Source organism: Streptomyces sp. JB150, from assembly GCF_011193355.1.
Lineage (GTDB): Bacteria > Actinomycetota > Actinomycetes > Streptomycetales > Streptomycetaceae > Streptomyces.
Map to the genome: position 1 here is coordinate 5,433,300 of NZ_CP049780.1, position 15,372 is coordinate 5,448,671.

Below are 15,372 nucleotides of genomic sequence, written 5' to 3' on the forward strand. Positions count from 1 at the left end.
GCCGGCCCGCGGTGCACTCCGCGCTCGGAAGCACAGCGGGTGGTGCGCCCTGTCGTGTGCGCCCTCCAGTGCGTCCGTCCGCCCGTTCCCGGCTGTCATGTGTCAAGTGAATCGTGAAGAGGCGCCCGGGAGTTCATTCGAAGGGGTGGCGAATGGTGGCGATTCCCGGATCGCCATGGCCGGAACGGTGATCGTGGAATTACTGTGTGTGCACGGCAGGTGGGGCACATGCACCGGCGAGTATGCCGGAGGCAAGTCGGTTTCCTGTTCGAAGGGTGACAAGCCCGGGACGGGCGGCCCGCTCGACCGGCATTCTGATAGGGCTTGGCGCATTCGACGGCAAGCGGTCTGTAGGGATGGGGGCGTTCCAGTGGGCGGCAACGGCGGAAGCGGGACGAACGCTGAGAAGCGCCCGAATGAGCTGCTGGGCTCGTGGTTCGTGCGCAGCGGCTGGTCCAAGGGCGAGCTGGCCCGCCAGGTCAACCGCCGGGCACGCCAGTTGGGCGCCAACCACATCTCGACGGACACCTCGCGGGTCCGGCGCTGGCTCGACGGCGAGAACCCGCGCGAACCGATCCCCAGGATCCTCTCGGAGCTGTTCTCCGAGCGGTTCGGCTGTGTCGTCTCCGTGGAGGACCTGGGGCTGCGCGCCGCCCGCCAGTCCCCGTCCGCGTCCGGAGTCGACATGCCCTGGACGGGCCCGCAGGCGGTGGCACTGCTCAGCGAGTTCTCGCGCAGCGACCTGATGCTGGCGCGGCGCGGCTTCCTCGGAACCTCGCTGGCCCTGTCCGCGGGCCCGGCCCTCATCGAGCCCATGCAGCGCTGGCTCGTGCCGGCCCCGTCCTCTCCCCGGCTCGACCAGGCCGGGGCTGCACTCCGCGAGGCCGTACCGACGAGCCGCGCGCGCGGACGGCTGTCCAAGCCGGAGCTGGACCTGCTGGAGTCCACCACGGTGATGTTCCGCCAGTGGGACGCCCAGTGCGGCGGCGGACTGCGCCGCAAGGCCGTCGTCGGCCAGTTGCACGAGGTCACCGACCTGCTCCAGGAACCCCAGCCGGAGTCCACCACCCGCAAACTCTTCAAGGTCGCCGCCGAACTCGCCGAACTGGCGGGCTGGATGAGCTACGACGTGGGTCTCCAGCCCACCGCGCAGAAGTACTTCGTCCTCGCGCTGCACGCCGCCAAGGAGGCCGGCGACCGCCCCCTCGGCTCGTACATCCTCTCCAGCATGAGCCGCCAGATGATCCACGTCGGCCGGCCCGACGACGCGCTGGAGCTGATCCACCTCGCCCAGTACGGCAGCCGCGACTGCGCGAGCCCGCGCACTCAGTCCATGCTGTATGCGATGGAGGCCCGCGCCTACGCCAACATGGGCCAGCCCGGCAAGACCAAGCGGGCCGTGCGCATGGCCGAGGACGTCTTCGCGGAGGCCGACGACTGGGACGAGCCGGACCCCGACTGGATCCGCTTCTTCTCCGAGGCGGAGCTGTACGCCGAGAACAGCCACTCCTTCCGCGACCTCGCCTATGTCGCCGGCCGCAGCCCCACCTACGCCTGTCTCGCCGAGCCGATGATGCGGCGCGCCGTCGAGCTGTTCGCCGAGGACGGCGAGCACCAGCGGTCGTACGCGCTCAACCTCATCGGCATGGCCTCGGTGCACCTGCTCCAGCGCGAGCCCGAGCAGAGCGCCGTCTTCGCCGAGCGGGCCATGCGGGTCGCCAAGAAGATCCGCTCCGAGCGGGTCAACACCCGTATCCGCAAGACCGTCGACACCGCCGCCCGCGACTTCGGCGACCTCGCCCAGGTCGTCGACCTCACCGACAAACTCGCGGCGGAACTCCCCGAGACCGCCGAGGCCGTGTAGCCCACCCCCGGCCTCACCCCCGGCCTCACCCCTGGCACCGCCCCCTCAGCCCCGGCCGCGGACGGCCCTCCCGAACCGCCCGACTCGGCTCCCCCCGCGCCAGGTCATCGGAGGACCGCCCGCGGCCGGTTCCCTTTCCTCCCGGGGATTCCTGCGGGAAACCCCCGCGGATCCCTACGGCATCCCCGGAAGATCCTTCGGCCCCCCGGCACCTCTCACCGAAGGTTGCGCCACGATAACGATCGCGCGCGCCCGGATCCGGCGATTCATCGACGCGTAACACGCCCGGCGCCTTCGTCACGGCCGCGAAACAACGAGGGGCTTCCACCGAAACCGCGCTGCGCCAATCTCGTGGCGCATAACCGGCCCACCCCTCACTCCGCTCCAGGCTTCGCCCGCACGGGGCCGTATCCAACGACGAGGAGACGCCGATGGCACCAGCCATCACGCTTGCCGCAGAGGCGCAGATCTCTGCCGCCAACACAGGCTTCATGCTCATCTGTTCCGCCCTGGTGATGCTGATGACGCCGGCCCTGGCCTTCTTCTACGGAGGCATGGTCCGCGTCAAGAGCACCCTGAACATGCTGATGATGAGCTTCATCAGCCTGGGGATCGTCACCGTCCTGTGGGTGCTGTACGGCTTCTCCATGGCCTTCGGCAACGACTCCGGCGGCATCTTCGCCTGGAACTCCGACTACGTCGGATTCACCGGCATCGACAAGGACGCGCTCTGGGACGGCTACACCATCCCGGTCCTCGTCTTCGCCGTCTTCCAGCTGATGTTCGCGATCATCACCCCGGCCCTGATCAGCGGCGCCCTCGCCGACCGGGTGAAGTTCACCGCCTGGGCGCTGTTCATCGCCCTGTGGGCCACCATCGTCTACTTCCCCGTCGCCCACTGGGTCTGGGGCACCGGCGGCTGGGCCTTCGAACTCGGTGTGATCGACTTCGCCGGCGGCACGGCCGTCCACATCAACGCCGGTGCCGCCGCCCTCGGCGTCATCCTCGTCATCGGCAAGCGGATCGGCTTCAAGAAGGACCCGATGCGCCCGCACAGCCTGCCGTTGGTCATGCTCGGCGCCGGCCTGCTGTGGTTCGGCTGGTTCGGCTTCAACGCGGGCTCCTGGCTCGGCAACGACGACGGCGTCGGCTCCCTGATGTTCGTCAACACCCAGGTCGCCACCGCCGCCGCCATGCTCGCCTGGCTGATCTACGAGAAGCTGCGCCACGGCGCCTTCACCACGCTGGGCGCCGCCTCCGGTGCCGTCGCGGGCCTCGTCGCCATCACCCCGGCCGGCGGCGCGGTCGACCCGCTCGGCGCGATCGCCGTCGGCGCCATCGCCGGCCTGCTGTGCGCCATGGCCGTCGGCCTGAAGTACAAGCTCGGCTACGACGACTCCCTCGACGTCGTCGGCGTCCACCTCGTCGGCGGCATCGCCGGCTCCCTCCTCGTCGGCTTCTTCGCCTCCGGCGAGGGCCAGTCCGACGTCAAGGGCCTCCTCTACGGCGGCGACGCCACCCAGCTCGGCAAGCAGGCCGCCGGAGTCTTCGCGGTCCTCGCCTACTCCCTGGTGGTCTCCGCGGTCCTCGCCCTCGTCCTCGACAAGACCATCGGGATGCGGGTCCCCGAGGACGACGAGGTGACCGGCATCGACCAGGCCGAGCACGCCGAGACCGCATACGACTTCAGCGGCGCCGGCGGCGGCACCTCCCGCTCCGCCTCCGTGCCCGCCACCCCGGTCGCCGCCCACGCCGAGTCCAGGAAGGTGGACGCATGAAGCTCATCACCGCCGTCGTGAAGCCGCACCGGCTCGACGAGATCAAGGAAGCCCTCCAGGCCTTCGGAGTGCACGGCCTGACGGTCACCGAGGCCAGCGGCTACGGCCGCCAGCGCGGCCACACCGAGGTGTACCGCGGCGCCGAGTACACCGTCGACCTGGTCCCCAAGATCCGCATCGAGGTGCTGGTCGAGGACGACGACGCCGAACAACTGATCGACGTCGTCGTCAAGGCCGCCCGCACCGGCAAGATCGGTGACGGAAAGGTCTGGTCCGTCCCGGTCGAGACGGCCGTCCGGGTCCGCACCGGAGAGCGCGGACCGGACGCGCTCTGACGCCCCTGCACCGGAAGAGAACAGGAGCCACTGGGTGACGAGCACGGACGCAACGGCGAAAGCAGAGGACTCGGGACCCAGCGGCTACGCGGCGGCCCGGCTGCGCCTCCTGACGGAGGGGGCGCGGTCCGGGCCGCCGCGCCGTACCGCCCTCTCGCGGCTGACCGACGACTGGCTGGCGGGCCTGTTCGAGGCCGGGGCGGCGGGGCTGAGAGGGGTCTCCCTGGTCGCCGTCGGCGGCTACGGCCGCGGAGAGCTGTCCCCGCGCAGCGACCTCGACCTGCTCCTGCTGCACGACGGCTCCGCCCCCGACGCCATCGCCGCCCTGGCCGACCGCCTCTGGTACCCCGTGTGGGACCTCGGCCTCGCCCTCGACCACTCCGTGCGCACCCCCGCCGAGGCCCGCAAGACCGCCGCCGAGGACCTCAAGGTCCAGCTCGGCCTGCTCGACGCCCGGCACCTGGCCGGTGACCTCGGCCTCACCGCCGCACTGCGCACCGCCGTCCTCGCCGACTGGCGCAACCAGGCCCCCAGACGCCTCCCCGAACTCCAGGAGCTGTGCGCCGGCCGCGCCGCACGCCAGGGCGAACTCCAGTACCTGCTGGAACCCGACCTCAAGGAGGCCCGCGGCGGCCTGCGGGACGCCACCGCGCTGCGCGCCGTCGCCGCCTCCTGGCTGGCCGACGCCCCCCGCGAAGGCCTCGACGACGCCCGCCGCCGCCTCCTCGACGTCCGCGACGCCCTCCACCTGACCACCGGCCGCGCGACCGACCGCCTCGCCCTCCAGGAACAGGACCAGGTCGCCGCCGAACTGGGCCTGCTCGACGCCGACACCCTCCTGCGCCAGGTCTATGAGGCGGCGCGTGTCATCGCGTACGCCAGCGACGTCACCTGGCGCGAAGTGGGGCGCGTGCTGCGGTCGCGCGCCGTGCGGCCCCGGCTGCGCGCCATGCTGGGCGGCGGGAAACCGACCGCCGAACGCTCCCCGCTGGCCGAAGGAGTGGTCGAGCAGGACGGCGAGGTGGTGCTCGCCCGTGCCGCGCGCCCCGAACGCGATCCCGTGCTCCCCTTGCGCGCCGCGGCCGCCGCCGCGCAGGCCGGCCTCCCGCTCTCCCTGCACGCCGTGCGGCGCCTGGCCGCCACCGTGCGCCCCCTGCCCACGCCCTGGCCCGCCGAGGCCCGCGAACAGCTGGTGACCCTGCTGGGATCCGGCCGGCCCACGGTCGAGGTCTGGGAGGCCCTGGAGGCGGAAGGCCTGATCACCCGCCTGCTGCCCGACTGGGAACGGGTCCGCTGCCGCCCGCAGCGCAACGCCGTGCACCTGTGGACCGTCGACCGCCACCTCATCGAGACCGCCGTCCGCGCCTCCGCCTTCACGCGCCGCGTCAGCCGCCCCGACCTCCTCCTCGTCGCCGCCCTCCTGCACGACATCGGGAAGGGCTGGCCCGGCGACCACTCGGTGGCGGGCGAGATCATCGCCGAGGACGTGGCCGCGCGGATCGGCTTCGACCGCGACGACGTGGCCGTGCTCGGCACGCTCGTACGCCACCACCTCCTCCTCGTCGAGACCGCGACCCGGCGCGACCTCGACGACCCCGCCACCGTCCGGGCCGTCGCCGAGGCGGTCGGCGCACCGGGCACGCTGGAACTGCTGCACGCCCTGACCGAGGCGGACGCCCTCGCCACCGGCCCGGCGGCCTGGTCTTCCTGGCGCGCCTCCCTGGTCGCCGACCTGGTGCAACGGGTCACGGCCGTGCTCGCCGGGGACCAGCCGGACGAGCCCGAGGCCGCCGCGCCCACCGCCGAACAGGAACGCCTCGCCCTCGAGGCGGCCGCCACCGGCAGCCCCGTCCTGACGCTGCGCGCCCAGACCCAGCCCGTCGCGGACGCCACCGAGTCGGTACCGTCCGGTGACCCGGAGCCGCTCGGCGTGGAACTGCTCATCGCCGTACCGGACCAGCCCGGCGTGCTGCCCGCCGTGGCCGGCGTCCTCGCCATGCACCGCCTGACCGTGCGCACCGCCGAGCTGCGCGCGCTGGACCTGCCGGACGGCGTCGACGGCTCCGTCCTGCTGCTGAACTGGCGGGTCGCCGCCGAGTACGGCTCCCTGCCGCAGGCCGCCCGCCTGCGCGCCGACCTGGTCCGGGCCCTCGACGGCTCGCTGGACATCGCGGGCCGCCTCGCCGAGCGCGACGCCGCCTACCCGCGCCGCCGGGGCCTGGTGGCGCCGCCGCCGAGGGTGTCCGTCCACCCGGCGGCGTCCCGCCTGGCCACGGTGATCGAGGTGCGCGCCCAGGACGCGCCGGGACTGCTGTTCCGGATCGGCCGGGCCCTGGAGGACGCGCGGGTGAGGGTGCGCAGCGCGCATGCGTCCACGTTGGGGTCCAACGCCGTGGATGCCTTCTACGTCACAACCGGCGGGGGCGGCCCGATGCCGGGTGAGGAGGCGGCGTCCGTGGCGCGGAAGCTCGAGGAGGCGTTGCGGGCGTGACCGTCCCGCCCGTTGCTCCGGCGGGCGGGGACGATTGTCTCGCGAAGCCGGATACCCTGGAAGACGCTCAGACTGCCCCCGACCCCGAGGACCGACGCCGCCGTGTTCGATACTCTCTCCGATCGCCTTTCAGCGACCTTCAAGAATCTGCGCGGCAAGGGGCGTCTGAGCGAGGCGGACATCGACGCCACCGCGCGCGAGATCCGCATCGCGCTGCTCGAAGCCGACGTGGCCCTGCCGGTCGTCCGGTCGTTCATCAAGAACGTCAAGGAGCGCGCGCTCGGCGCCGAGGTCTCCAAGGCGCTGAACCCGGCCCAGCAGGTCCTGAAGATCGTCAACGACGAGCTGGTCACCATCCTCGGCGGCGAGACCCGCCGGCTGCGGTTCGCCAAGCAGCCCCCGACCGTGATCATGCTGGCCGGTCTCCAGGGTGCCGGTAAGACCACCCTCGCGGGCAAGCTCGGCAAGTGGCTCAAGGAGCAGGGCCACTCGCCGCTGCTGGTCGCCTGTGACCTCCAGCGCCCCAACGCCGTGAACCAGCTCAGCGTGGTCGCCGAGCGCGCCGGTGTCGCCGTCTACGCGCCCGAGCCGGGCAACGGGGTGGGCGACCCGGTCAAGGTCGCCAAGGACTCCATCGACTTCGCCAAGTCGAAGGTCCACGACATCGTCATCGTCGACACCGCCGGCCGCCTGGGCATCGACCAGGAGATGATGCGGCAGGCGGCCGACATCCGGGACGCCGTCTCGCCGGACGAGATCCTGTTCGTCGTCGACGCGATGATCGGTCAGGACGCGGTCAACACCGCCGAGGCCTTCCGCGACGGCGTCGGCTTCGACGGCGTGGTGCTGTCCAAGCTCGACGGTGACGCGCGCGGTGGTGCCGCCCTGTCGATCCGGCAGATCACCGGCAAGCCGATCATGTTCGCGTCGAACGGCGAGAAGCTCGAGGACTTCGACGCGTTCCACCCGGACCGGATGGCCTCCCGCATCCTCGACATGGGTGACCTGCTCACCCTGATCGAGCAGGCGGAGAAGACCTTCAGCCAGGAAGAGGCCGCCAAGATGGCCTCCAAGCTGGCGTCCAAGAAGGGTCAGGACTTCACGCTCGACGACTTCCTGTCCCAGATGGAGCAGGTCCGCAAGATGGGCTCGATCTCCAAGCTGCTCGGCATGCTGCCGGGCATGGGGCAGATCAAGGACCAGATCAACAACCTGGACGAGCGGGACGTCGACCGCACCGCCGCGATCATCAAGTCGATGACCCCGGCCGAGCGCCAGGACCCGACGATCATCAACGGCTCGCGCCGCGCCCGTATCGCCAAGGGTTCCGGTGTCGAGGTCAGCGCGGTGAAGAACCTCGTCGAGCGGTTCTTCGAGGCCCGCAAGATGATGTCCCGCATGGCCCAGGGCGGCGGTATGCCGGGCATGCCGGGGATCCCGGGCATGGGCGGCGGCCCCGGCCGCCCCAAGAAGCAGCAGAAGAAGGCCAAGGGCAAGCAGCGCTCCGGGAACCCGATGAAGCGCAAGCAGCAGGAGCAGGAGGAGGCCGCCCGCCGCGCGGCCGCCGCGCAGAACGGCGGCGCGTTCGGGCTGCCGGGCCAGGCCGGCCAGGACTTCGAGCTGCCGGACGAGTTCAAGAAGTTCATGGGCTGACGGCCGTCGGCCGTACGTCGCCCGGGGGCGCCTCTCGTCGGAGGGGCGCCCCCGGTGTCGTATCGACGGGTGGCCGTACGGCGCCTCCTGTGCCGTACTGGCGGAGTGCGGAGTGCGGAGTGCGGAGTGCGGAGGGCGGAGGGCGGAGGCGGGGCCTCCCCGCGCCGTACGTACACATGCCCGAGCCGCTTTCCTGTCGTAACGTCCCGATATGACCAACCCTGCGCCGCCGCGGAAGTCTCCCGACCAGCCCTGGCGTACCGAGGGCACCCCCGAGGAGCCGGCGAAGCCCTCCCCCGGCGGGCGGCGGTGGCGCGGCGGCTGGTGGAACCTGGTGGCCGCCGCGCTGATCGTGTTCGTGATCGCCAACCTGGCGCTGTCCTTCTTCGGCGACGGCGACGAGCCGACGATCTCCTACACCGAGTTCAGCAAGCAGGTCGACGACGGCAACGTCAGCACGATCTACTCCAAGGGCGACGCGATCCAGGGGGAGCTGAAGCAGGCCCGGGACCGGCCGGGCGGCGACGGCACGTACACCAAGTTCAAGACCCAGCGGCCCGCCTTCGCGGACGACCGGCTGTGGGGGGACCTGACCCGCAACAACGTCACCGTCACCGCCGAACCGGTGGTCCAGCAGCGCAGCCTGCTCGCCAACCTGCTGCTCTCGCTGGCCCCGATGGCGCTCCTGGTCGTGCTGTGGATCGTCATCGCGCGGCGGGCGCGCGTGGGGATGGGCGGCGCCGGCGCCATGTTCGGGCGCAAGGCGCCGCCGAAACCGGTGGAGCTGGAGCCGGGACAGAAGCGCACCACCTTCGCGGACGTGGCGGGGATCGACGAGGTCGAGGGCGAGCTGAACGACGTCGTGGACTTCCTGAAGAACCCGGACGCCTACCGGCGGATGGGCGCCAAGATGCCGCGCGGTGTGCTGCTCGCCGGCCCGCCCGGCACCGGCAAGACACTGCTCGCGCGGGCGGTGGCCGGCGAGGCGGGGGTGCCGTTCTTCTCGGCGTCGGCCTCCGAGTTCATCGAGATGATCGTGGGCGTGGGCGCCTCCCGCGTGCGGGAGCTGTTCGCCGAGGCGCGGAAGGTGGCGCCGTCGATCATCTTCATCGACGAGATCGACACCATCGGCCGCGCGCGGGGCGGCGGCGCCGCGATGGGCGGCCACGACGAGCGCGAGCAGACGCTCAACCAGATCCTCACCGAGATGGACGGCTTCTCCGGCTCGGAGGGCGTGATCGTGATCGCGGCGACCAACCGCGCGGACATCCTCGACCCCGCGCTGACCCGCCCCGGCCGGTTCGACCGCGTGGTCAGCGTCGCGCCGCCGGACCGGGGCGGCCGGGAGGCCATCCTGCGCATCCACACCCGCGAGATCCCGCTCGCGCCGGACGTGGACCTGGCCCAGGTGGCCCGCACCACGCCCGGCATGACCGGCGCCGAACTGGCCAACCTCGCCAACGAGGCGGCCCTGCTCGCGGTGAAGCGGGGCCAGGACCGGGTGACGCGCTCCGACCTCTCGGACGCCCTGGAGAAGGTCCAGCTGGGCGCCGAGCGCGCCCTGGTGATGCCGCTGGAGGAGCGGCGGCGCACCGCGTACCACGAGAGCGGCCACGCGCTGCTGGGCATGCTCCAGCCGGGCGCCGACCCGGTCCGCAAGATCACCATCGTGCCGCGCGGACGCGCGCTCGGCGTGACGCTGTCGACGCCGGACGCCGACAAGTACGCGTACACCGAGGAGTACCTGCGCGGCCGGATCATCGGCGCGCTCGGCGGGATGGCCGCCGAGCACGTCGTCTACGGCGGGATCACCACCGGCTCGGAGAGCGACCTGGAGCAGGTCACCAGGATCGCGCGCGGCATGGTGGCCCGCTGGGGCATGAGCGAGCGGGTCGGCCGCCTGTCCGCGCTGCCCGACGACGACCGGCAGACGTACGGCCTCGCCGCCGCGCCCGGGACCCTGGACGTGATCGACGGCGAGATGCGCCGCATCGTCGACGACTGCTACGAGGAGGCCTGCCACAAGCTGCGCGAGCACCGCGCCCGGCTGGACGCGCTCGCGGCGGCCCTGCTGGAGCGCGAGACGCTGGAGGAGACCGACGCCTACCGCATCGCGGGCATCGCCCGGCCGGCCAAGGACGCCGAGGCGTGAGGTCTCACGGGACCCGCGCGATCAGGTAGCGGAAGACGTTCGGCATCCACACCGTGCGGTCCTGGCGGCGGTACGGATGCAGGGCCTCCTTCAGCTCCTTGTCGACCTGGGCCCGGTCGGTGGCGGTGATCGCCGCGTCGAACAGCCCGGTGGAGAGCAGTCCGCGCACCGCGCTGTCCACGTCGGCGTACCCGAACGGGCAGGCGACCCGCCCCGAGCCGTCGGGGCGCAGGCCCGCGCGCTCGGCGACCTCCTCCAGGTCGTCGCGCAGGGCCGGGCGCCAGCGGCCCGCGCCGCGCGAGGGGTCGGCGAGCTTGTCGGCCACCCGCAGCACGGCCGTCGTGGCGCACCGCTCGGGCGGCCCCCAGCCGGCCAGCACCACCGCCGCCCCGCGCGTGGCCCGCGGGATCGCCGCGCCGAGCAGCCCGGCCAGCCCGTCGGAGTCGCCCGCGCGGCACCCGATCGGCTCGAAGGCGGTCACGAGGTCGTACGGCGCGCCCCGCGCGCCCGACGGGTCCGCGGGCCGGTCCGCCGCGTCGAGCGAGGCGCCGACCGAGGGCGCCGTTGCCGGTGCGCCGGCACGCGCGTGCGTGCCCGCCGCTCCCGGACGCAGCCGCTCCCGCGCGAGGGCCAGCCGTTCGGGGGAGGAAGGTTCCACACCGGTGACCGCGGCGCCTCTGCAGGCGGCCATCAGCAGCGCGAGGCCGCTGCCGCAGCCGAGACCGAGCAGCCGCGTGCCGGGTCCGACGTTAAGTCGCTCGTAGACGGCCTCGTAGAGCGGTACGAGCATCCGCTCCTGGATCTCCGACCAGTCACGCGCGCGGGCACTCAGGTCCACGCGGGGGATCTCCCCCGTGCGCGGGTGCTGACGCACGAGCGTAGGTGTCATATGTAAGCGCCCCATTCCGCCGAGATGTGCCTCTGTCCCCGTTCTCCTGAAGCCCCCGTGACGTGCGCTCGCCCCCCGTATGCCAGGAAACTCCGGGCTCGCGACGGCGTCCAGTGGTAAGGGGCCGCGGCTTGGCCGACGGGGCGCGTCGTGGCGAGATTTCACGTTCCGGCAACCTGGGCGGTACGGCGTACGCGCGGGACGGGCGGGGCGGTGCCGGGCCGCGCGGCGGCACCCGGTAACGTCACGTGGGCCGGGGGCGCTGTCCCGAGTGGGGCGGACCCGGCCGAAAACGCCTCTTGCGCACCGGAGGGTCACACAGATCCCGGTGCGCGCACCGGGGCGTACACGCGGGGGCGTACGTCAGGCTACGTACCACCTTGCGTGGAGCTGTGCGGCTTCTCCGCAGTTCAGCGCACCCGCCCTCGTCAGGTCGCATCAGCGGCAACTGACGGGTACGTGCAAATTATTTGGGATGCCCCGGAATAGGAACACAGCGGGACCCCGGCTCGTTGTCATTACGTGAGCACGACACCACCTGTTCTCGCCGCAGAGCTGGCGCAGGCGTGGGCCGACATTCAGCGGTACCACCCCGAGCTGCCGGATCTAGCCGCGCCCGAATCCCTGATCGGTGAGTCGTCGTCCGCCTGCGGACACGAACTCTCCTTCGAACGACTGCTCCACGAGGCAGTCCACGGCATCGCCGCCGCGCGCGGAATTCGCGACACCTCCCGCGCCGGCCGCTACCACAACCGCCGATTCCTCGCGATCGCCGAGGAGCTGGGCCTCGACCACCCCGAGGAGCCGCACCCGAGCAGCGGCTTCTCGCTGGTCACGCTCAACCCCGAGGCGAAGCGGCGCTACCGCCCGACCATCGAACGCCTCCAGCGGGCCCTGAAGGCCCACTCGGCGGCGACCTCCGCCGACACCACCCGCACCTTCCGCGGCCCGGCCGCCCGGCACGGCTCGTCCGGTGGAGGGGTGCGCGTCAAGGCCGTCTGCGACTGCGGGCGCAACGTCCGCGTCGTCCCGTCGGTCCTGGCGCAGGCCCCGATCGTCTGCGGCGGCTGCGGAAAGCCGTTCCGGATCCCCGAAGTGGTGGGCGCGGGCGCGGCGAGCTGAGCGCTCCGGCATCTCGTGGGTGCCGGAGCGGGCGGCTCGTGCCGCGCGGGTGCCGCTGCCGCCGGGCCGGCGGCACCGCGTCGTCACGGCTCGCACCCGACGTCGTTCACCTCTGCGCCGGGTGCGGCGCCGTCCTGCCCGCGCGGCCGTCCCGCTAGCGCGGCCGCGGCCGCACGGGCCCCGCGGCCGCGCACCCTCGGTCGGAAGCGTCCCGCGGGGTATGGCAGAATGGCCAGCTGTACTCGACAGCCGCACAGGACCCCTCTCTCCTCCGGCTGACGCGTCCATCGGGCACTCGGGTACCGCAACCCCACGCGGCATGCTCGCCGTGCCCAACCACGTCAATTCCAGGAGAACCCACTCCCGTGGCAGTCAAGATCAAGCTCAAGCGTCTCGGCAAGATCCGTTCGCCTCACTACCGCATCGTCGTCGCCGACTCGCGTACCCGTCGTGACGGCCGTGCGATCGAGGAGATCGGCAAGTACCACCCGACGTACAACCCGTCGGTCATCGAGGTCGACGCCGAGCGCGTGGCGTACTGGCTCTCCGTCGGCGCCCAGCCGACCGAGCCCGTGCTCGCCATCCTGAAGAAGACCGGTGACTGGCAGAAGTTCAAGGGCGAGCCCGCCCCGGCTCCGCTGCTCGTCGCCGAGCCGAAGAAGGAGCGCCCGTCGTTCGAGGCCCTGAGCGGCGAGGACGAGGGCAAGGGTGAGGCCATCACCCAGAAGAAGAAGGCTGAGAAGAAGGACGAGGCCGCGGCCGAGTCCTCCGAGTCGACCGAGGCCTGAGCATGCTCGAGGAGGCTCTCGAGCACCTCGTGAAGGGCATCGTCGACAACCCTGACGATGTGCAGGTCGCCTCGCGCAACCTGCGCCGCGGGCGGGTGCTCGAGGTCCGGGTCCACCCGGACGACCTCGGCAAGGTGATCGGCCGCAACGGCCGCACCGCACGCGCTCTGCGGACCGTCGTGGGCGCCATCGGCGGCCGTGGCGTCCGAGTCGACCTCGTCGACGTGGACGACGTCCGCTGACGCAACACAGCACCGGCTCGGGCCGGGGAGGGCCACTGGGCCGTCCCCGGCCCGCAGTCGTGTCGAGCCGTCCGGTTCCGCACCGGGAGCCGTCCCGGCTCGCAGTCGTTCCGACAGGAGAGCAAGCACAGTGCAGCTGGTAGTCGCACGGATCGGCCGCGCCCACGGCGTCAAGGGCGAGGTCACCGTGGAGGTCCGCACCGACGAGCCGGAACTGCGGCTCGCCCCCGGCGCCGTACTCGCCACCGACCCCGCCTCCGCGGGGCCCCTGACCATCGCGGCCGGCCGTGTCCACAGCGGCCGTCTCCTCCTGCGCTTCGAGGGCGTCCACGACCGCAACGCCGCCGAGGCGCTGCGCAACACCCTCCTGATCGCCGACGTCGACCCCGACGAGCTGCCCGAGGGCGAGGACGAGTACTACGACCACCAGCTCATCGACCTCGACGTGGTCACCGAGGACGGGGTGGAGGTCGGCCGGATCACCGAGATCTCGCACCTGCCCACGCAGGACCTGTTCATCGTCGAGCGGCCCGACGGCACCGAGGTGATGATCCCGTTCGTCGAGGAGATCGTCACCGGCATCGACCTGGAGGAGCAGCGGGCCGTCATCGACCCGCCGCCCGGGCTGATCGACGACCGCGCGGTGATCGCCTCCAGCCGGGACGAGACCGGTGAGGCTGATGAGGCCCGCGAGTCCGGTGAGTCCCGGGCGTCCGGCGGGGGCGAGGCGTGATGCGGCTCGACGTCGTCACGATCTTCCCCGAGTACCTGGAACCGCTGAACGTCTCCCTCGTCGGCAAGGCCCGCGCGCGCGGACAGCTGAACGTGCACGTCCACGACCTGCGGACCTGGACCTACGACCGGCACAACACCGTGGACGACACGCCGTACGGCGGCGGCCCGGGCATGGTCATGAAGACCGAGCCGTGGGGCGACGCCCTGGACACCGTCCTCGCCGACGGCTACGAGACCGGCGCCCACGGCCCCGCGCTGATCGTCCCCACCCCCAGCGGCCGGCCCTTCACCCAGGAACTGGCCGTGGAGCTGTCCGAGCGGCCCTGGCTGATCTTCACGCCGGCCCGCTACGAGGGCATCGACCGGCGGGTCGTGGACGAGTACGCCACCCGGATACCGGTCTACGAGGTCTCCATCGGCGACTACGTCCTGGCCGGCGGCGAAGCGGCCGTACTCGTCGTCACGGAGGCCGTGGCCCGGCTGCTTCCCGGTGTCCTCGGCAACGCCGAGTCGCACCGCGACGACTCCTTCGCGCCCGGCGCCATGGCCAACCTCCTGGAGGGCCCCGTCTACACCAAGCCGCCCGAGTGGCGCGGCCGCGGGATCCCCGAGGTGCTGCTCAGCGGACACCACGGCAGGATCGCCCGCTGGCGCCGCGACGAGGCACTGCGGCGCACCACGCGCAACCGGCCGGACCTCATCGAGCGCTGCGACCCCAAGGCCTTCGACAAGAAGGACCGCGAGATGCTCTCCATCCTGGGCTGGGCGCCCGACCCGGAGGGGGAGCCGTACGGCCGATTTTGGCGCAGGACCGAGGGCGTGGAAGAATAGACCGCTGTTGTGCGCCGTCCGGCGTGCGCCCCTGCCACAGGGGGACACGACGCCCGCCCCGACCCGCACAGCGCTCATCCAGAACCTCTAGTTGCCGTTGATGACCTGTGGCATCAGCGAAGAAAGCAGACGAAATGTCTCACCTGCTCGACTCCGTCGACGCCGCGTCGCTGCGCAGCGACATCCCGGCCTTCCGCCCGGGTGACACCGTGAACGTCCACGTCCGCGTCATCGAGGGCAACCGCTCTCGTGTGCAGCAGTTCAAGGGCGTGGTCATCCGTCGCCAGGGCTCCGGCGTGCGCGAGACCTTCACGGTCCGCAAGGTCTCCTTCTCCGTCGGCGTCGAGCGCACCTTCCCGGTGCACACCCCGATCGTGGAGAAGATCGAGCTCGTCACCCGCGGTGACGTCCGCCGCGCCAAGCTGTACTACCTGCGCGAGCTGCGCGGCAAGGCGGCGAAGATCAAGGAGAAGCGCGAGAACTGAGCGCTTC

13 protein-coding genes are annotated in these 15,372 nt (G+C 72.0%); 12 read left to right on the plus strand and 1 reads right to left on the minus strand.

The window, feature by feature from the left end; translation table 11 throughout:
- Positions 1-370 precede the first annotated feature (370 nt).
- From G7Z13_RS25185 to ftsH, 6 genes are all read left to right on the plus strand, one after another.
- On the plus strand, positions 371-1,864 hold the full coding sequence (locus G7Z13_RS25185; RefSeq protein WP_166002503.1) for a hypothetical protein: 1,494 nt from the start codon (positions 371-373) through the stop codon (positions 1,862-1,864).
- 431 nt (positions 1,865-2,295) lie between these two features.
- Positions 2,296-3,642, plus strand: coding sequence for an ammonium transporter (locus G7Z13_RS25190; RefSeq protein WP_166002504.1), 1,347 nt, complete (start codon positions 2,296-2,298; stop codon positions 3,640-3,642).
- Entirely contained in the window at positions 3,639-3,977 is a 339-nt protein-coding gene (locus G7Z13_RS25195; RefSeq protein ID WP_004924863.1) for a P-II family nitrogen regulator, read from the plus strand. Before G7Z13_RS25190 ends, G7Z13_RS25195 begins: the two co-directional genes overlap by 4 nt.
- Before the next feature lie 34 nt (positions 3,978-4,011).
- Positions 4,012-6,468: a [protein-PII] uridylyltransferase gene (locus G7Z13_RS25200; RefSeq protein WP_166002505.1), complete on the plus strand. Its 2,457-nt coding sequence runs from the start codon at positions 4,012-4,014 to the stop codon at positions 6,466-6,468.
- A 102-nt stretch (positions 6,469-6,570) separates the two neighbouring features.
- The gene (gene ffh, locus G7Z13_RS25205; RefSeq protein WP_166002506.1) at positions 6,571-8,121 is read left to right on the plus strand and encodes a signal recognition particle protein; all 1,551 of its coding nucleotides are present in this window, start codon (positions 6,571-6,573) and stop codon (positions 8,119-8,121) included.
- 211 nt (positions 8,122-8,332) lie between these two features.
- The gene (ftsH, locus tag G7Z13_RS25210; protein ID WP_166002507.1) at positions 8,333-10,273 is read left to right on the plus strand and encodes an ATP-dependent zinc metalloprotease FtsH; all 1,941 of its coding nucleotides are present in this window, start codon (positions 8,333-8,335) and stop codon (positions 10,271-10,273) included.
- 4 nt (positions 10,274-10,277) lie between these two features.
- Here ftsH and G7Z13_RS25215 read toward each other — a convergent pair whose 3' ends face one another.
- Positions 10,278-11,162 (minus strand): SAM-dependent methyltransferase, encoded by an 885-nt coding sequence (locus tag G7Z13_RS25215; protein WP_206313142.1) that lies wholly within the window; start codon positions 11,160-11,162, stop codon positions 10,278-10,280.
- A 522-nt stretch (positions 11,163-11,684) separates the two neighbouring features.
- On the opposite strand from G7Z13_RS25215, the gene G7Z13_RS25220 reads away from it, so the two are divergent.
- From G7Z13_RS25220 to rplS, 6 genes are all read left to right on the plus strand, one after another.
- Entirely contained in the window at positions 11,685-12,284 is a 600-nt protein-coding gene (locus tag G7Z13_RS25220; RefSeq protein WP_166002509.1) for a hypothetical protein, read from the plus strand.
- 365 nt (positions 12,285-12,649) lie between these two features.
- Positions 12,650-13,072 carry a 30S ribosomal protein S16 gene (gene rpsP, locus G7Z13_RS25225; RefSeq protein WP_166002510.1) on the plus strand — a complete coding sequence of 141 codons (423 nt, stop codon included), beginning with the start codon at positions 12,650-12,652 and terminating at the stop codon, positions 13,070-13,072.
- Between the two features lie 2 nt (positions 13,073-13,074).
- Positions 13,075-13,314: an RNA-binding protein gene (locus tag G7Z13_RS25230; RefSeq protein ID WP_030612780.1), complete on the plus strand. Its 240-nt coding sequence runs from the start codon at positions 13,075-13,077 to the stop codon at positions 13,312-13,314.
- A 130-nt stretch (positions 13,315-13,444) separates the two neighbouring features.
- A complete protein-coding gene (gene rimM / locus G7Z13_RS25235) occupies positions 13,445-14,047 on the plus strand; it encodes a ribosome maturation factor RimM (protein WP_166002511.1) in 603 nt (200 codons plus the stop codon).
- Positions 14,047-14,880: a tRNA (guanosine(37)-N1)-methyltransferase TrmD gene (gene trmD, locus G7Z13_RS25240; protein ID WP_166002512.1), complete on the plus strand. Its 834-nt coding sequence runs from the start codon at positions 14,047-14,049 to the stop codon at positions 14,878-14,880. The genes rimM and trmD overlap by 1 nt, the downstream gene beginning before the upstream one ends.
- A 134-nt stretch (positions 14,881-15,014) precedes the next feature.
- Complete coding sequence (gene rplS, locus G7Z13_RS25245) at positions 15,015-15,365, plus strand: 50S ribosomal protein L19 (protein WP_166002513.1); 351 nt, start codon at positions 15,015-15,017, stop codon at positions 15,363-15,365.
- Positions 15,366-15,372 lie beyond the last annotated feature (7 nt).